Below are 18572 nucleotides of genomic sequence, written 5' to 3' on the forward strand. Positions count from 1 at the left end.
CCTCTGCATCAATTTAAATTTAACGAACTTTTAGGGTCATCGACTTCGACCGTATTGAGTTTCGCCGTTACCGCAAGTGTTCCATTGACCGTTGCAGAACCTTCAAAAGTCACCGCCTTGTCCATGCGGATATTTTCAAGAACGTTGATCACAACGGTTTCGCCCTCCTTAAAAACAGGGACATCAGCCTTGAAGCCACTCACGCTCATAATAAATCCAGTTTTTGGCTTTTCGCCTTTGGCTCTGCCACAAATTCCAGACAACGCAGAAACGCTTTGAGCCATATATTCAAAAGCAACCCACACGGGTACGCCGCCAAGCTCGTCTTCATAGAACATGTTATCGCGAGCGATATCAATTTCAGTCGTGATAGAATTTTCTTTCAAATCGTAATCGCGTACGCGGTCGAGCAAAAGCATTTTGCCCTTGTGCGGCACAAGTTCACTGACTAAATCTTTTGTATCAAAAACTTCTGTCATGCCAAACCATTTTCAACAATCAAAGACACATTACAGCCACCGAACGCAAAAGAATTGCTCATGCAATATTTGAGGTCTTTTGCTGTCTCGCCAGGCTTTACCAAATGAACTGGTGGGAGTTTCGGATCGACGACGCCATCAAAAAGATGCGCTGGGAGAACATCATTTTTTAGAGCCATGCAACAGAAAGCAAGTTCCAATGCGCCAGCCGCACCAAGCGTATGCCCCGTGAGAGCCTTCGTCGAACTAACAGGAACATCTGCGTGATTCGCTTCACCGAAAAGACGGTTGATGGCACGCGATTCCATGGCATCGTTCAGTTCTGTTCCTGTTCCATGCAAATTCACGTAACCGATTTGAGAGGCATCAAGGCCGGCATCGTTAAGAGCCGCCTTCATCGCCTGATAAGCGCCTTCCCCATCAGCACGCGGGGCCGTAATGTGGTCGGCATCGGCACTTTCGCCAAAACCAACAACCTTTAGGCCTTCGCATTTTGCTGTGCAAAGATCCGCACTAGGTTCTTTTGTAACGACAAAGAACACCGCGGCATCGCCAAGTGTAAGGCCCGAACGATTTGCACTAAAAGGATTTGTCGGCTTATCGCTCATGGCTTCGAGCGAAGCAAAACCGAGAATCACCGAAAGCGAAGCAATATCGATACCGCCCACAATCGCGACATCGCAGTTGCCTGCGTAAAGATTATTGCGCGCCGAGACAAACGCACTTGCGCTAGATGCACAAGCCGTCGAATGTACCGAAAGCATCCCCGTGATTCCAAAGCGTTGCGCAATAAACTGCGCTGGGAAATCAGCCCGCTGGTAATCGAGAATGTAACCTTCAGGGAATGCTCCAGTTTCTTTAAAACACTTAAGCGCCGCCATTGAAGCTTCGGAACCATTATCGCATGAACCCAAGAAAATGCCCACACGATCAGCACCGAACTTTTCAACCGCTTTGCGAATCGTATTTTCAATCGCTGAGAACGCTGCTTGCGACAAGCGGTTCACGCGGTTATCAAACTTTTGTTCAGGGACAGGAGCAAGCGTAGCAGGGTCAATCGTCGCCGCTGGGCGCATGACACCGGCTACATCGTACATGGTAAAAGTCCCACGTTTGCCATTCGTGAGCGAATCAAGAACTAGAGCCTCATCGCTACCTAAAATGCAACGAAGGCTAAAATCGTTAATGTACACAGGTCGTTTCATCGGTCAATGAAACCAAATCTAGAAATTTAACGTTTGGCACTGAGCGGAGATAACAGGAAACAGCAAGAAATGCCAAGCAATACGGCTAAGCCAAACGTCCAAACCGGAGTAAAACCACTGTACACAAGGCCCCCGAACGAGATGAGCGTTGTTGCTGCAGAAAGCATCACCGCAAGAGCGGTAACCGATTTTTGTCGACCGCCTTCCCTAAAGAACAGAGCGTAGTCAATACCTATGCCGAGCGTTAAAATGACACCGACAATGGCAAAGAAATTGAATTCAATTCCAGCGTAACCAAAGACTGAAGCCGCAAAGAGGCTCGCCAAAATCGGGGCTCGCAAAATTTTCAAAGCACCTGTAAATTTGTACACAAACACAAGAATAATGAACATCACAATATAAGCCAAACCGACAAGTGTCAGCGAAACTCGGGATATTTTCGTAAACGATTCATTGATATTTTGCATTTTGTTCACGACGTAAACATGAGGCATATTTTTGGCCAATTGTTTTGCATCAAAAGCATCCGTTGCATGCAGCGGGAAAACAGCGCTATAAAACTTTTTTCCTTGCGAATTTTCAACAGCACCAACCCAAAGCATTTCAACCATTGAACGAATTGAAGATGGGAATTGATTCAAGTCCTCGAGTCCTACATATTTCGGCGCTTCTTTTAAACTTGCATCAAGCAAAGAATCGTTCTGCACGCCAATGCTCGTCAGATATTCTTTCGTCACATCATCATTGAGCAACTTTTGGGCATTTTCAAAAGTTTTTCTCTGCGTCATTTGCGATGGTATAAAGCTCGATACCGCTAAATGAGACTTTAACAAATTTTTCTTTTCGGCTTGCAAGAGGCGTTCCGTGAGCAATTCTTCCTGTTCTAAAACATCCTGTTCAGTTGCTCCATCTACAATAAAATAGTTTGACGAGATTCCAATATCATTCAATTTTCTGTTCAGAGTCTCCCCCGCCTTAAGCTTGTCACTCATCGAATAAAGGCTACCCAAATCCGTATGGATGTTGAGTGCACGAAGCCCAGGTAACAACGCAATTGCAAAAAAAACAAAGAAAAGAACGATAACCCATGTGGGTAAATTCGAATAGCACTTTATGAAATTTTTAGGAACAGATAAAGGAAGATTCTTTACAGCAACAGCTTCATTTTTCGTTCTAACATTTCTCGTTTTTTCAAATGCAGCATGGAACAAAAGTGTTATCGTCAAGAACGAGCTCAAAAGCCCGACGATTGAGAACACAGCCATCTGGCGCAGCAAAGTAAAATCGGCAAAGGTAAGCGACACATAGCTTACTTCTGTTGTCAAGAACCCAAGCAACAATCCCTTGAAAATCTTAGAACGGACATTGCTCACTCCCGACTTCCAATTCGTAAAGAAATGTACCGCATAATCGATACTCACGCCTATGACGCTCGTGCCAAAGACAAACGTAAATACATGAACATTGCCAAACACGAACCATGTAAATGTAAGAGCCGTAAAAATGGCAACAGCAATCGTCGAAAGTGTTGCCAAAATCGGAACCGCCGAACGGAATACATAGAGCAACAACAGCAGAATCAAAACAATAGACACACCCGAGATCCACGCCACTTCACGCTTAGCCTCACTCGAGCTTTCGTAACTGTGGAACGGAACGCCCGAAGCTGAAATATGCAATCCAAAATTTGCATTTTCTAAAGAATCGAGCACATGATTCAAACGGCCGATTACATGATCATCTGTTGCAAGAGATGATACATTTTCAGAAAGCACCGCGTTCCACATCACGTACGTCATGCCAGAATCTTGCGCCACAAGGACACCATCGTGCAAGCTAAAATGCGTAGACGATGTTAGCGTTTTTTTCATAAAATTATCAAAGGAGGCTTCGCCAAGCAAATACGGGTCTTCATCCAGGCGATTTAAATTCGCCATAGAAAACGAACCATAGATTTTTTGCAATGCTGCAAGTTCCAAAAATTTATGATTCAAATTAAAGAACGCTTCACGAACATCTTCCCCTTGAATCGTATAACGATGTTCGAATAGAAATTCGCGAGTTTCATTCAGCGTTTTTTCATCAACATAAAGTCGTGATTCCTCAATGGAGGAATCGCCTTTGAAAATGCTATCGAGAGAGGCCGCAACTTGGCGAGCCACTTCAAAATTTTCATGCCCAACTAGTACCGTTATGTTACGCATAGAACGTGAGCTAAGCGTTTTTTCAGCAGTGCTCACATTCTTGATTTCGTTGGAATCCGGCAGAATCGAATACAAGTCGGAATCCATCTTCCACGGCACAGAAATGCCGAGAATAATCAAGATGGCGTGAATCACCACCCACAGGATAATTCCCAATTTTGCGTTCAAATTCTTCCCTCCAACATTTTTCATTTTTTCGAGACCTTATAATTCAGAAAATCCAAAGTCGTCGGAATCTTTTCGCCATCCGTAATAACAATCCTATCCACGTTTTTGCAAGCATCCATCACGACGTTATCCACGAGCATGCGGACCATCGCCTCACGCGGAATCAGTCCGATTCTAAAACCACAAGACTTTTTTTCGTAAAAGACTTTGAAGTTTTTCTCCAATTCCGTGATTTTTCCAGAAAAAAGCGATTGGATATTATTCGAGACTTCTGCAAAGATAGGATTTTCCTTTGGCAACAATGTGCGAATTTGTCCATTAGTATCGCGTTCGACAATGCCCGCGTTATGGATAGCGAGCTCAGAGAATACGGGCTTTTGCGTTTTCCAGATGATTCCCGCCTTTTTAGAAATGCGGAACGTACCCGTCGAAACAAATTCGCGATTGAGCTTTTGAATGGACTTGGTCTGCTTAAAATCGCCCGTAGCCACCTGATAATCCATGACTTTCGCCAAGGATTTTTCAAGTTCCGGCCTGTTTTTAGCACTCAATGGGCGTTCAAAGACATCCGCCATTGATGAACCAATGCCAAGCAAAACTGTCAAAAGCAAAACGCCAATATTTCGACAGGACATACGCATTTTACACCACCTTATCGTTTGCCAAGAACGCTCTGACCTTGTCCACAAAGCAAGTTGGGCAAGCCCAAAGCGAATCTTTCGTTTTCATATCCACCGCCATTTGGGTACTTTCAGCTTTCGTGAGCACCGCACCCGTTTCGGCATCCATAAACTTGTACAACAGTTTCATGCAGACTTCGTATTCCACAAGTGTCACCTCGGCACGAATCCTCTGCATAAAAATCATCGGACGGATATATTTAATATGCAAATCTACGACGGGCCAGATGTAACCGCTACGCGTCATTTCGTTGTAATCATACCCAATTTTACGTAAAAGTGCGCAACGGGCGACTTCCATGAACTTTACATAATTGCCATGCCATGCGACTTGCATAGAATCGACATCGTAAAATTCAACTTGGAATTCAATCGTTTCCTTAATTTTTTTCACGGCCATACAAATTTAGGTCCTTTATACAGCGTAAAATTTCTGACGAATCAGCTCCAGCGTATTGCGCAAATCCTGTTCCAATTGACGGTCACATTCAAGCGGAGCAAACTTCGAGAACACCTGATTGTAAGTCTCTTGAAGATTCTTAAGGCGGTCTTCCGAAATTTCACCTCGTTCCAAGCGTATGCGAAGTGCCTGAGCCGAAGCCAGAAGCGTTGCCGCTGCCACCTGTTCCGAAAGCTCCAAGACGCGGATGCAGTCGCGGGCTGCAATCGTACCCATGCTGACCTTGTCCTGGTTGTGGCATTCCGTCGAACGGCTGAACACGCTCATCGGCATTGTCAAATGCAAAGCTTCTGCCGTCCAAGCTGAAACACCAATCTGCACCGCCTTAAAGCCATGGTTGATATCGTAATCGCCCTTACTCCCCGCAAGATTCGGCGGCAAATGGCGATTAAACTTGATATCGACAATCATCGCCAGCTGACGGTCCAAAAGGTCCGCAATGTTTGCAACCATATTCTTGAGAGTATCCATCGCAAGGCAAATATGCCCGCCATAGAAATGCCCACCGTGGAAAATGTTCTTTGTGAACGGATCTACAATCGGATTGTCATTGGCACTGTTGAGTTCTATTTCAATCAGTTGGCGCAAGAACGCACTAGAATCATAAAAAAGTCCAATCACATGTGGAGCGCAACGCAGAGAATACGGATCCTGGATTTTCTCGGGAACCACATTCTTCGCCACATCAAGATTCAAGGCTTCACGAATTTTCTTTGCAGCCAAGCCAAGTCCCGGATGCGGTTTTGCTTCGAACAAGCGTTCATAATAGTGATACGCATTGCCCTTCATTGCAACCGTAATCATCGCTGTAATTCGGCAAGCGAGGTCAGAAAGGTATTCTGCACGGGAATAAGCCATGCAAGCGACCGCATTCATCGCCGCCGTGCCGTTCATAATGGCAATTGCTTCTTTCGGGCGAAACTTGTGCGGAGTAATTCCCAGTTCCTTCATCACGTCCAAAGAAGAACGACGTTCTCCCTTGTACATCACATTACGTTCACCAATCACGGCACCTGCCAAATACGAAAGCGGAGTCAAGTCGCCACTTGCGCCCACGGAACCTTCCTGCGGAATGAGCGGTAAAATGTCGTTCTGTAAAAACTGCGTAATGATTTTCAAAAGCGCATAGCTCACGCCCGAGAAACCTTGCGCAAGCGTATTCAAGCGCACCGCCATAATCGCGCGGGTCGTCTCGGCATCAAAGTAATCACCGAGACCGCATCCATGGAAACGCGTCAAGTTAATCGGAAGTTGGCTGTAATGTTCCGGCGGCAACACCTGCGTGCAGGAATCACCATATCCTGTTGTCACGCCATAAATGCCACCATGTTCTGCAAGCGCTTCGTCCAAGAATTCTGCACCAGAATCAATCTTTCTCTGGAATTCCGCAGAACTGTCAAGTTCCACTGCGACTTGCTTTTTCGCAATCGCAACAACATCTTCAATCGAGAGCTTACCGCTTCCAATAACGACGGTTTTCATTTAATTATTCTCCACTATTTATCTAACCTGTCCCAAAAATTGTAGAAATTGTACCACTGATAAGGATGTTCTTTACACAGCCTTTCCAACAGCTCAGTGTATTCCTGCAAAAGCATTTTCAAGCGCGCAGGGCGTTCCTTGCGCAAACAATCCAAATTCGTCTTGGCACGCACCACATGCATTTCGTAAGGCGAACGGATATTAAAGTCATGTTTGCGAATCGCAAATACAAAGTAAACGGGAGCATTCAAAATGCCCGCCAGCGAAAAAGCGCCTTCCGGGAAATTTGCAGTTTCACCTAGGAACGTTGTTTCGAGTACACGATTTCGCGTATGTGCAGACGTACGATCTCCCGCAATCACCACGAGATTTCCATCTGCTATTTTCTCTTTCATCCAAATGGCAGAATCCACATCAATGGAATTAGCATCAATTACATTTTCCATCAATTCCGGATTCAGTTCACGCAAAAGCGCATTGAACTTTTTCGAGCCCGACAAATCGACTACCGGGAAAACCTGAAACTTTCGCGATGTATGGAACTCACCATATTCCGTAAGCGAGCGGAGCATTTCCATATTGCCTAGATGCGAACAAAGCAGAAACGCGCCCTGCCCTTGATTCATTTGAGAAACAAGCATTTGCAAATCGTCATTTTGCGATTCAATCTGATTGAGCTTGATAGCGCCCTTCCAGCCACGTAACTTTTCGACCATCGAAAGCGCAAACGAAAGGATGTGCTTATACGTTCCAAACGCACCCACGCGTACGCCCAATTTTCGCAAGTGTTCCAAATAAATTTTCGAACGCGCACGAACAGGTGCAGCCCCAAGCCAGAAAAAGAAACATATTACAGCCGTACACAATTCGACAAGAAACAGCGGCAAATGGCACACGACCCAAAGCATAAAACGGAAATGCCAAACACTTCCGCCAACTTCTTCAATTTCGGACCAATGCTTGCTCATAACTATTTCTTTTTAAACAAGCGACGAGATAAAAGCAAAGGAAGCCTAAAGAACATGCCAAAGCAAAGCATCGTGTGCGTCATCGAAATCACAACGTTATCATGGAACATTCTAAAGTTCGAAACGCCATCTTTCGGGTAATTCACCTTCACTGGAAAAAAGCGCATCTGCACGCCCGCCCACGCAAGACGAACAATAATTTCGATATCGACGCCCATGCGCTTGTTGTGCAAACGTTTCATCACCGGCCAAGATGTCTTGAGCGGATAAATTCTAAAGCCGCACATGGCATCGGGAATCTTTAGCGAAAGCGTTTCAATCGCCACCCAGAAATTTGTAATCTTACGGCCCTGTTCACGAGCCTTTGGCACAGATTCATCGTATTCCGGGTAACCGCAAATCAAGTCTTCAGGGTGTTCCTTCGTCTCGTTTATAAAAAACGGAATCGCCTTCATATCGTGCTGGCCATCGGCATCGACTTGCAAAGCGTGCGTGAAACCCGCCACAACAGCAGCATCCATACCAGAACGCATTGCAGCGCCTTTGCCGAGATTGCATTTATGCGTCACAAGTTCGACATTCGCAAATTCTTTTGCAATCTGTGCTAGAATTTCATGACCTTCAGGAGCATTTCCATCGTCAATGAGAATCACAGGAATGTTCAAATCGACAAGGGATTTCACGACATGGCGCGATGCATTTTCGTGGCGATAAACTGGCACTATGGCGCAAACTTTTACCGCATTATCCACGATTTTCGCCCTCGCCCACATCACCTGTTGAAGTGTTCATTATCATCGAACCATTAGAATATGAAGTTTCACCATCTTCGCTTGTGTACGCAAACGTTACCTTACCCGCATCCGCATCGTACGTGATTTTCACCAATACAGGAACATCCGGCAAAATGGGATTAGCAAAACGAGTGCGATTCATCTTGGAAAGTTCCTTAGGCACTTCCAAGAAGTTCCGCGCCAAGCGCAAAACCATATCCACCTGCACCACTGCAGGCAGCAGCTTAAATTCCGGGAAATGCCCATCGTAATAATCGCTCGTCGCCGGGAACAAAAGCTTCGCGGTCAAAGCGCCCGGTTCACGGCGGAACTTGAGAATCTTGAAGTTCGGACTTTCGGCAAGGCCAAACAGCGCCTGGATATCGCGCATGCGAATCTTGCCTTCCGTATTCTGCGGAAGTTCTTCAAGATAGCGCCACTTCTTCGGTGAAACCGTATTCTCGATAAACTTGAGCAAGTAATCGTGGAAATAATTATTGATCGTAAGTTTGGGCGACCCCGCAAACTTTGTGCGTCCAGCTTCGTTCAGCACAATCGCAGCGGCTAGGTATTGGCGTTTTCCCACCATCGGCACCACGCGAACATCTTGTACCAACCCAGTCTGCTTCAAGCGCATTTCCACTTCCGGGAGCGAGATGCGTTTTTCTTCAATCTTCACAATCGAATCCGAACGGCCCTTGAGCAAGAATCTTCCATCATCATAAAGGTCCACCAAGTCACCTGTCGTAAAGCCTTCGGGTTCCAGAATATAACTCGACTTGATGTTCAGGCAACCGTTTTCGGCAACGCTCATCTTGCAAACTTCAAACGGAGTCCACACCGGTCCATTCTTGGATTGCCTATACGCAATGCCACCCGTCTCGGTACTGCCGTAAATTTCCATCGTCCAAAAACCCGTCAGTTCACAGGCCTTGCGCGCCACCTCTTCGGGCAACGGGCCTCCGGACGAATAAATAATCGGAGGACATTTAAAGTCAATCGGCTTATCCGTTTCTGCAGATAAACGTTTCAAGAACGCAGGGCTCGAAGCGATTACCGCAGCTTCCCCTGCAATATTTGCTAGTTCTGTCGGAAAATCAATACGATGCCTGCGGAACGGAAGCCCAGTCGCAATCGGCAAAAGCGCCGTAAACAACAAGCCGTAAATATGGTGGTGGTTGACCGTGCTATAAACCTTGCGGTTTACCCAGTCATTTCCAAAGACTTTCACAAGTTCAAAAAGTTCATTTTCAAATTGCAAAAAGCGCTTGTACACAGCCTTCGGTTCACCCGTCGTGCCCGACGTGTACATCACCATCTCAGCTTTGGACTTGTCGAACTTGCCGAACTTGATTTCGCGAGCTTTGTCACCATCCGAACAATGCGCATTTTCATTACCAAGCACATCCTGGATCAAAGTCGCCGGCATTTCGTTCGCACCAGCAACACTACCAGCAAACGGTTCATCTGTCAAAAATCCGTATTCCGGCTTCTTGATTTCCTTGATAAACGCTTCTTGGCGATTCGCAGTCACAAGCGCCTTGCGCCCGCTCTGGAGCATTGCTAGCAAAGAAACCGTAAAGTAATACGAATCTTCGCAATGCAAAATCCACGGCACATTTTCACGAGCTTCCAGGTAATAACGCACCTTGGAAACATCACTTACAAAATCGCCCCAAGTCTTACCTTCGGCGACAAGCGCACCATCCGGGCGAGAATCACGTTCCAAATCACAGACAGGAACATACGACTGCATTTTACTCTGCACCATTTTTCGAACCAAATATTCCACAATGAAAAATAAACCAATTAAAATGTAAGAAATAAGTCCATTGTACAACGACCAAATCTTATCGGAACCCACGAAAACGGTAAGCGCAGAAACCGATCCGTTCACGACAAAAAAGAGGCACCATGCAAAAGTCACCTTATTGCAATAACGCTCCACCGCCTTAAACGAAGGCGATGTGTTCAACGACTTGTTCCCCAAGCACGCCATACGGAACGCAAAGCTCGGCGGTCGCCATAGCGTAAATCCGAAAAACGCAAGCAAGCTCAAGTTCACGAGCACCGGATAAAACTTGACAAATAAAATGTTATTTGCAAAGAAAGCGACAAGTGCGCACACCAAAATAAGCGCAACGAGAGCCCCCGTACGCCCACGATCCGCCTTTGACTTGCTACGCGTAAAATTCAAGAAATGGTAAAAGCCTAGCGCCAAAAGCATCAAGCTCATGCGCCGTGGAGAAAGTCCCCAGTACCTAATTCCGCAATAGACAAGGACCGGATACAAAACAGAAATCGCGGTAAAGAAAATCTTTCCCGCAACCTGTTTCATTACTTAGATTCCGAATTTTGAACAAGATTATAGATACCATCGACCACGTTCTCAAGAGTACGCATCTTCTTGAACGCTTCCGGGTCGATGTTTCTCGGCAAAAACGACTTGAGCTTCACGATCAAGTCCACAGCATCAATGCTATCCAATTCCAAGTCTTCGTAAAGGCGAGCTTCAGGAACGATTCGATTTTCTTCCAAGTCGAAATCTTCAATAAGGGCAGCCTTAATCTTTTCGAAAATGACCTGTTTGTCCATGGATTAGCCCTTAGAATTTGCAGAAATGTAAGCGGCAAGCGCATCCACCGATGCAAAATGCTTTTTGGTCTCTTCCTTAACCGTCGAGAAAGTTACACCAAAATTTTCCTTGATTGCAATGCCCAATTCCAAAGCGTCAATCGAATCCAGACCAAGCCCTTCGCCAGCAGCGTTCTTACCAAAAATCGGGGCAGAATCCACAATATCGGCTGGGGTAATATCTTCCAGTTCCAAGGACTCAATCATGACTTCTTTAATACGGGTATTCAAATCAGACATATATTTTAGCGACCTCAATCAAGGTTTACATTTTCTTGGATAGGCAATATAGAAAAATAATTTTATATTAAGGGAACCTTATTTTTAGAGACACCATGTTCGATTTTTACAAAAACGATTCCATCGACGCTGTAAACGCCAAGTTTGAAGCTCAAAAAATTGCATTTGCCCCCCTCAGTTTCCAAGCGGCCCGCGCCCTCAGGGACATGGGTATTTTAGAAGAAATCAGCAAATCCCGCAAAAAAGGCATAACCATTTCGGAAATTGCTCAGAAGCTAGACATTTCGCTTTACGGCGTGGGTGTTCTTGTAGAGATGGGACTTGGCATGGGAGCCATCAAGCTCCACAAAGATTCTAGCGAAGATGACCTGCGCCTCACGCTCGGGAAAATTGGATTTTTCCTCTTAAACGACGAAATGACGCAAGTGAACATGGACTTTTCACAGGACATCTGCTACCGCGGTGCCGAAGATCTCGAGCAGTCCATCCGCGAAGGGAAGCCCTCAGGACTCCCCCACCTCGGTCCGTGGAAAACCGTCTACGAAGGCCTATCCCAGCTTACCGACCAGCAGAAAAAGAGCTGGTTCGGATTTGACCATTTCTACTCCGACTTGGCATTCCCCGAAGCTCTCCCGATCGTATTCGAAAAGCTTGCAGAACTAAAGCAGCCAAGACTTTTTGACATTGGCGGAAACACCGCAAAATGGGCCATCGCCTGCTGCAAATACAATGCTGACGTACAAGTTTCCATCATCGACCTTCCGGGGCAAACCGCAGTCGCCGAAAAGAATGCCGCACAAGCTGGCTTTAAAGACCGTATCGATACAATCGCCTGCAATGTCCTCGATGACACGACCGAATTTCCGCAGGGCGCAAACGCCGTCTGGATGAGCCAATTCCTAGATTGCTTTTCGCTCAAGCAAATCACAAAAATCTTGACAAAAATCCACAAAGCCGCAACTCCAGAAACAGACGTCTACGTTCTCGAGCCGCTTTGGGACAAGCAGCGTTTTGAAGCCGCAGCATACTCGCTCCAGGCCACATCGCTTTACTTTACCTGCATCGCCAACGGTAACAGCAAAATGTACCGTTACGAAGAGCTTAAAAAGGCCATCGAAATCGCAGGTTTCGAGCTCAAGGAAGCGCACCACAGCGTAGGCCCGAACGCCTATTCACTTCTCCGCTTCCGCAAAAAATAAACCGGCGTAAATCATGCAAAAAGTTTTCATCGAAAGATTAGCAAGCTTTGTACCGACAGAAGCGCGCCCCAAGCCGGACGTATCGTTCGTTCCCATGCTGACGCGCCGCCGTCTGAGCTACATTTCGCGCATGGTAGTTCTCGTGAGCGATCAAGTTTCTCGCGACAAAGATGACAACAAGCTCACGCCCTGCAAGGTGACATTTGCATCGCAGTTCGGAGAAATCAGCCAGCAGCTGAAAATTTCGCAGACGCTTCTCGACACGGGCATGGTCTCGCCCGCACATTTTAGCCTTTCGGTCTTTAACGCCTCCATTGCAAACGCGTCGATTCTCGAAACGAACACCGCAGGCTACTCCGCCGTATTCTCTGGGAAGGACGCCTTTACCACGGGCCTCACAGATTGCATTGCCGCCCTCGAAAGCGAAAGCGCAGACACGCGCACGTTCATTTTTGCAGACGAGCTCATCCCCGAGACTTATGCTCCCGTCGCAGGCGTCCCTTACCCGAACGCCGTCTGCGCCATTGCACTCCGCCTCACGACCGACGAATCCAAGGCAGACCCGACATTTAAAAACGTCGATATTGCAAGCCAACTAGCGCAACTCAAGATTTTGCGCAACAACTTCGACACCGCTGCAGAACAAGCCATTGCTTTTCTCTGCGCCATCGACATGCAAAAGGCTTAACAGATGGCAAAAATCCGCTACATCCGTCGCGTTTTCGCAAAGCTTTTCTGCTTTGCTTTTTTCGGCATTTGTAGCCTGATTCTCACAATACTTCTTTTCCCCATTATCCACATCATTACAGGATTTAACGAAAGAAGATTCAAGATTTTTGTTCGCAAGTTCAACCACCAGTATTTTAAAATCTTCGTCAAAATCGCCGAAATTTCAGGAGCCATTCGACTTACTGTCGAAAACAAAGAATCGCTCAAGAATATCCGTTCCAAAGTCATCATCGCGAACCACCCCTCATTATTCGATGTTGTCATTCTTTTTTCGCTTATCCCCAATGCTAATTGCATTGTAAAAGGCGAACTCATTCAAAACAAGTTTATTTCGATTATCATCAAGAACTTGTACATTCCAAACAACATTCCATTTGAAGACCAACTTGAAATGGCAAAGACTTCAATGGACGAAGGGAACAACCTTATCATATTCCCCGAAGGAACCCGTAGCAAACCCGGAGAGCCTTGGGAATTCAAGAAAGGAGCCGCCCGTTTTGCACTTTATGCACAAAACGATGTCATCCCCATTTTCTTTGGTGGAAATGAAAAAATCGGGCTGAGCAAAAACGATAAATTATTGCAATTTCATCCAACAGAACGCTATTTATACAATTTAAAAGTTCTCCCAACAATCCCTATAAAAGAATACGAGAACATGCCTCTCACAAAAAGTGCCACCAAGTTGACACACAAAATGAAAGAAATTCTCGAAAAAGAACAATCGATTTAGCTATTTCATCGTTAAAAACATGCATTTTATTGCAATTTTTATTCCATTTATCAATCAAATGGACGTTTATGCAAAAAAAATGCTTTTCTTTTTACCTTATAATTACTAAATTAATCCCTAAAGGAGATTTCACTATGAATTGTATCAAGAAGTTTTTTGCAGCAACGCTTGCTCTTGCAGCTTCAATTTACGCTACAGAACGCGTCTATTTGGCTCCATTCAGCATGGTCGGTTTAAATGAAGATTTCGGCATTGCTGCCGAAAAGCTCATGAATGCCTATATCGATGATAACGGTCGTTATGTTTTGGTCAACTATTCCGAAGACGATTCCGTCAAAGTAGGCAACCGCGAATCCATCAATCAGAAAGCTATCGAAAAGAACTGCACCAAGTTCATCATGGCTGAATTCACCCGTCTTGGTGAAAACGTCATTACCTCCTTTAAGCTCTACGACATCAACAACGAAAACGTCGTCTGGAGCGACCGTCTCAAGGCTAAGAACCCGGACGACTTCGACCCGATTATCCAGCGCGTTGCCCGCAATATCGGCACAAAGAACAAGGCCACCAACGATGACGACATCTATACAGTCACCGAACAGGAAACCAAGAAGCCGAGAAAGAAAGGCGTGACCTCTTACTGGGGTGGCAAGATTGTGGGATCCCTCCCGCTCAACCCGTCTGACGCAAAAATGGACGCAGGACTTGGCCTCTTTGTTTTGTACGATGCTAGAGACCTCCTTTTCGGCTTTGACTGGACGATGAGCAACCTTGGTGAAAGCAACGACAAGCCGACACTTATCGACTTGACTCTTTCCGCCTTCTACCCGTTCACAAGCTCCAATATTTCTCCGTTTGTCGGTGGCGGTCTTTCTTATAGCTGGCGCTATACCTACTACAGTGTTTATAGATACGGATACGATGAAGACGAAGAATTTGAAGCAAACGGTCTTTCCTTGCAGCTCGGTGGCGGTGTCATTTTCAACCGTGCAAGCCGCGTCATGTTCATCTTGCAAGCGAACTACTTTATAGACTTCTTCGAAACTCCGTTTATTAAAGAATCTGAAAATGGCAAGACACTTCAAATTGCCAAGAAGGAACATTACATGAACGGCTTTAAGTTCGGTTTGGGCCTCGCCATCGGATTCTAAAAATGATGCGTAAGATTCTTACCCTTTCCTTGATTGCATCCGTGTCACTCAGCATGACCGGATGCTTTGCTGGGCGATCAAGCGTTGTAGCAAGCCAATACGCATCCAAGCCTTACGACATTTATCTCAACGGTAGACAAGTCTGTAAGATGGCAAGTGATGATGACTGCTCCTTCCAGACTCGTGGTACAAGAGCTGGTGGTCACCTCGAAGCCTATCTTGATGGACAAAGAGTTGGTTCGATAAACATTCACCGCAGCATTTCATTTGCTTCGATTCTGTGGGCTCCGTTTACTTACCTCTCCTCGATTTGGCTTTATCAAGCCTATCCTGATGAAATCGAAATTCCTATTGACACATACTTGTTAAGAGGTGGCAGCAATAGCAGTGATTTCGACAATGGAGGAAGCGTTTGGGACCGTCCAGTAAACATTCAAAAGAAAACAAAGAAAGTTTCTGCACCCGAAGAATCTGTTGAAGATGCAGCCCCAACAGCTGTACGAAATGGAGATTCGGAAAATGCTTATGAAGAACCCGCTGCACCTAAAAAGAGTAGCGTTTGGGACTAACAAAATACTCTAAAAATTTTTATCTTTAGCCGAGAAATCATAGCCGATTTCACGGCTTTTTTATTTGAGGTTTACAATGGCTAAGAAGAAAGATACCCAGACTAACATGTGGACGGGCCGCTTTGCTAGTGGCATGGCTCAGAGCATGGTCGATTTAAGTTTCAGCTTGCAGTTTGATGCAGAACTCATCGAAGAAGATATCGAAGGAAGCATCGGACATGGCAAGGGTCTTGTTGAATCTGGAGTTCTTTCTAAAGCTGACTACAAGAAGATTTGCGACGGTCTCAAGAGCATCCTCGACGACTACCACGCCGGCAAGAACCTCTGGTGCGATAGCGACGAAGACATCCACATGGCCGTAGAACGCGTTCTTACCGAACGCATCGGCGCACTCGGCAAGAAGATCCACACGGGCCGTAGCCGCAATGACCAGGTCTGCACGGACTTCAAGCTTTACATGCGTCATCGCGCTGCAGAAATCCGCGCCCTCGAAATTGAACTTATGGAAACGGTTTTGGACCTCGCCAAGAAGTACTTTGGCAAGATGATGCCGGGCTATACGCACTTGCAGCAGGCACAGCCGATTTACTTTAGCCATTACCTCATGAGCATGTTCTTTGCCGTGAGCCGTGACGTGAAGCGTCTCGACAACTTCCTCGAATTGCATAGCCAGCTCCCGCTCGGCAGTGGCGCTATGGCAGGTTCTGCATTCCCGTACCACCGCGCTCTCGTTGCAGAAGCACTCGGATTCAAGGATGTAAGCCCGAACAGCATTGACGCCGTGAGCCATCGCGACATGATGCTCGAATTCGAAGCCGACCTCGCCATTATCGCAAACACGATGAGCCGCTACGCCGAAGACTTTGTGAACTGGAGCTCTTGCGAATTTGGATTCCTCACGTTACACGACGCATTCTCCAGCGGTTCTTCGATGATGCCGCAGAAGAAGAATCCGGACTCCATGGAACTTATCCGCGGAAAGTCTGGCCGCATGCTCGGAAACTTCACCGCACTCTACACGCTCGTGAAGGGCGCTCCGCTCAGCTACAGCCGCGACTTGCAAGAAGACAAGGAACCGGTCTTTGATAGCGTCCACAACGTGAAGGTGATTCTCCGCGTGATGAAGGAAGCTTTGGAAACGGCTCGATTCAACTTCGAGACAATGCACGCCAAAATGCTCCCGGCGCTCCTCGCAACCGATCTTGCAGATTTGCTCGTGGAAGCTGGTGTTCCGTTCCGCGACGCCCACCACATCGTGGGAAGCCTCGTCGGCGATGCCGCACGCCAGGGCAAGCAGTTTACGGAACTTTCCGACGAGGCTTGGGCCGCCGCTGGCGTCCCGGACGTCGCCAAGATGAAGAAGACGCTTACGTTCGAATACAGCGTCAGCAAGCGCAACATTGAAGGCGGTACGGGTCCGAAGTCTGTGAAACAGCAGTTCACGAAGGCTGCCGCACTCCTCAAGAAGCTCAAGAAGTAACTGGACCCTTCGCTTCGCTCAGGGTGACGAGATTGTTGCTTAGGGTGACGAGATTGAAACTGCCGCGCAACTCAAGTGCGCGGCAGTTTTGCATATAAGCTTTACTTTTTGTCTTGCGGAACCAACCGATCCACGATTCTGAACAAATCGTTGTAAATTTCGAGGAAGTCTTCAATCCAAATCGGGTCATGTTCGCCAACAATGTGGAATGTTTCTTCGAGCGTGTGGAGAGAGTTGTAAAGACCCACGGTCGAACCGGCTGGCTGAACGTATCCGCCACTGTACGCAGACGACGCGACAATGCGGGCGCGGTAACTGCGGCGGAGACGCGCAATCAAAGCACTGCGGAGCGCCAAAAGTTCATCGTGAGCGACGAGATATTCGCCTTTCTGGATCCAGCCATCGACAATGTTCAAACGGCGATTGATGGAATCACGTTCCGTAGACGGCACGAGCATTTTTTTCGTTTCGAGTGTCGAACGGATGCGTTTAACAATGTTGTTCAACAAGTCTGCATTCCAGAAAATCATCGGCGGGCGCGCATCGCCCTTGTTCGTCTCGAGAGCGAGCTTGTGGGCTTGAATCCAGCGGTCCAGCTTCTGCGCCACAAGTTTTGCCTCGGGGTAACGATCCACCGCCACATATTCCTGGGCACGCGTGTAAAGCGTATCCGCATAAACCATCCGCCAATGCGAAAGCTTGCCAGTCTTGCGAATGGCATCAATGCTAGCCTTGATTTCGGACAGTTTTTCGGTAAGCTCTTCCATTAGGGCGTCACCTCAGCTGTTTTGTTGGACTGGAGCGGGGTCACACCGATTTCCACGCGACGGTTCAAACGGCGATGTTCTTCGCTATCGTTCGGGTACTTCGGGCGGTGTTCGCCAAAGCCAGCGGCAAAGAGCCTATCGGGCGGGAAGCCCATTTTCACGAGCATCTTGACCACGTTCACGGCACGTTCCGTAGAAAGGTTCCAGTTCGTATAGGATGTCGAACCGCTAAACGGAATATCGTCCGTAAAGCCACTCACCATGATCACGTCCGTAGAATCGAGAGCTTCCAAAAGGCCCTTGCTGATACCGCGAATCACGCCCTCGCCTTCCTTGGTGAGGTTTGCGCCGTTAATCGGGAAAAGGAAACTCGCCTGGATCTGGATTTTGCCATCTTCGAGCGCGATAAGGCCTGCTTCGATGGAAGTCTGCAAGCTCTTAGACAAAAGCGCATTGCGTTCTGCCGCTATCTTACGCATCTGTTCCTGGCAGCTGAGCACTTCTTCTTCGGTACGCGTGAGGTCTTCCGCTTTTTGTTCCTTGAGGGTCGCCATCGCCACAAACGCAAGGATAAAGAGCGAAACAAGGGCCACGCCCAAGTCTGTGTACGCCATCCATGGATTGCTATTTTCGTCTCTATTGCGACGCATG

General features: G+C 47.0%; 19 protein-coding genes. 6 read left to right on the forward strand and 13 right to left on the reverse strand.

Annotated features, from left to right (window positions below; translation table 11 throughout):
• Positions 1–8: 8 nt before the first annotated feature.
• From B7991_RS12990 to B7991_RS13040, 11 genes are read right to left on the reverse strand one after another with little or no spacing between them, the layout of a single operon-like run.
• Entirely contained in the window at positions 9–479 is a 471-nt protein-coding gene (locus B7991_RS12990; protein WP_088631214.1) for a thioester dehydrase, read from the reverse strand.
• Positions 476–1684: a beta-ketoacyl synthase N-terminal-like domain-containing protein gene (locus B7991_RS12995; protein WP_088631215.1), complete on the reverse strand. Its 1209-nt coding sequence runs from the start codon at positions 1682–1684 to the stop codon at positions 476–478. The genes B7991_RS12990 and B7991_RS12995 overlap by 4 nt, the downstream gene beginning before the upstream one ends.
• A 26-nt stretch (positions 1685–1710) precedes the next feature.
• Positions 1711–4056 (reverse strand): MMPL family transporter, encoded by a 2346-nt coding sequence (locus B7991_RS13000; RefSeq protein ID WP_254917974.1) that lies wholly within the window; start codon positions 4054–4056, stop codon positions 1711–1713.
• A gap of 20 nt (positions 4057–4076) precedes the next feature.
• The gene (locus B7991_RS13005; protein WP_254917975.1) at positions 4077–4691 is read right to left on the reverse strand and encodes an outer membrane lipoprotein carrier protein LolA; all 615 of its coding nucleotides are present in this window, start codon (positions 4689–4691) and stop codon (positions 4077–4079) included.
• 7 nt (positions 4692–4698) lie between these two features.
• Positions 4699–5136 carry a thioesterase family protein gene (locus B7991_RS13010; protein ID WP_088631218.1) on the reverse strand — a complete coding sequence of 146 codons (438 nt, stop codon included), beginning with the start codon at positions 5134–5136 and terminating at the stop codon, positions 4699–4701.
• 15 nt (positions 5137–5151) lie between these two features.
• Positions 5152–6678, reverse strand: a complete 1527-nt coding sequence (hutH, locus tag B7991_RS13015) for a histidine ammonia-lyase (protein WP_088631219.1) — start codon at positions 6676–6678, stop codon at positions 5152–5154.
• A 14-nt stretch (positions 6679–6692) separates the two neighbouring features.
• Positions 6693–7646 (reverse strand): lipid A biosynthesis acyltransferase, encoded by a 954-nt coding sequence (locus B7991_RS13020; RefSeq protein ID WP_088631220.1) that lies wholly within the window; start codon positions 7644–7646, stop codon positions 6693–6695.
• Positions 7647–7648: 2 nt separating this feature from the next.
• Positions 7649–8398, reverse strand: a complete 750-nt coding sequence (locus B7991_RS13025) for a glycosyltransferase family 2 protein (protein WP_217898066.1) — start codon at positions 8396–8398, stop codon at positions 7649–7651.
• Complete coding sequence (locus B7991_RS13030; RefSeq protein WP_088631222.1) at positions 8391–10757, reverse strand: AMP-binding protein; 2367 nt, start codon at positions 10755–10757, stop codon at positions 8391–8393. The genes B7991_RS13025 and B7991_RS13030 overlap by 8 nt, the downstream gene beginning before the upstream one ends.
• Positions 10757–11014: an acyl carrier protein gene (locus B7991_RS13035; RefSeq protein WP_014545111.1), complete on the reverse strand. Its 258-nt coding sequence runs from the start codon at positions 11012–11014 to the stop codon at positions 10757–10759. Before B7991_RS13035 ends, B7991_RS13030 begins: the two co-directional genes overlap by 1 nt.
• Before the next feature lie 3 nt (positions 11015–11017).
• The gene (locus B7991_RS13040; RefSeq protein WP_088631223.1) at positions 11018–11293 is read right to left on the reverse strand and encodes a phosphopantetheine-binding protein; all 276 of its coding nucleotides are present in this window, start codon (positions 11291–11293) and stop codon (positions 11018–11020) included.
• 95 nt (positions 11294–11388) lie between these two features.
• On the opposite strand from B7991_RS13040, the gene B7991_RS13045 reads away from it, so the two are divergent.
• The 6 genes from B7991_RS13045 to argH all read left to right on the forward strand — a co-directional run bounded on the left by B7991_RS13045 (position 11389) and on the right by argH (position 17154).
• Positions 11389–12492, forward strand: a complete 1104-nt coding sequence (locus B7991_RS13045; protein WP_088631224.1) for a methyltransferase — start codon at positions 11389–11391, stop codon at positions 12490–12492.
• Positions 12493–12505: 13 nt separating this feature from the next.
• Positions 12506–13180, forward strand: coding sequence for a beta-ketoacyl synthase chain length factor (locus B7991_RS13050; protein ID WP_088631225.1), 675 nt, complete (start codon positions 12506–12508; stop codon positions 13178–13180).
• 3 nt (positions 13181–13183) lie between these two features.
• Complete coding sequence (locus B7991_RS13055) at positions 13184–13954, forward strand: 1-acyl-sn-glycerol-3-phosphate acyltransferase (RefSeq protein ID WP_088631226.1); 771 nt, start codon at positions 13184–13186, stop codon at positions 13952–13954.
• A 134-nt stretch (positions 13955–14088) separates the two neighbouring features.
• Positions 14089–15105, forward strand: a complete 1017-nt coding sequence (locus B7991_RS13060) for a hypothetical protein (protein WP_088631227.1) — start codon at positions 14089–14091, stop codon at positions 15103–15105.
• A gap of 2 nt (positions 15106–15107) precedes the next feature.
• Positions 15108–15674: a hypothetical protein gene (locus tag B7991_RS13065; RefSeq protein WP_088631228.1), complete on the forward strand. Its 567-nt coding sequence runs from the start codon at positions 15108–15110 to the stop codon at positions 15672–15674.
• A 76-nt stretch (positions 15675–15750) separates the two neighbouring features.
• The gene (gene argH / locus B7991_RS13070; protein ID WP_088631229.1) at positions 15751–17154 is read left to right on the forward strand and encodes an argininosuccinate lyase; all 1404 of its coding nucleotides are present in this window, start codon (positions 15751–15753) and stop codon (positions 17152–17154) included.
• A gap of 101 nt (positions 17155–17255) precedes the next feature.
• Here argH and B7991_RS13075 read toward each other — a convergent pair whose 3' ends face one another.
• Together B7991_RS13075 and B7991_RS13080 are read right to left on the reverse strand one after the other, a co-directional pair.
• The gene (locus B7991_RS13075; RefSeq protein WP_088631230.1) at positions 17256–17921 is read right to left on the reverse strand and encodes a hypothetical protein; all 666 of its coding nucleotides are present in this window, start codon (positions 17919–17921) and stop codon (positions 17256–17258) included.
• Complete coding sequence (locus B7991_RS13080) at positions 17921–18571, reverse strand: OmpA family protein (protein ID WP_014545120.1); 651 nt, start codon at positions 18569–18571, stop codon at positions 17921–17923. The genes B7991_RS13075 and B7991_RS13080 overlap by 1 nt, the downstream gene beginning before the upstream one ends.
• Between the last annotated feature and the right edge of the window lies 1 nt (position 18572).

The sequence above is a fragment of the Fibrobacter sp. UWB3 genome (assembly GCF_002210405.1).
GTDB lineage: Bacteria > Fibrobacterota > Fibrobacteria > Fibrobacterales > Fibrobacteraceae > Fibrobacter.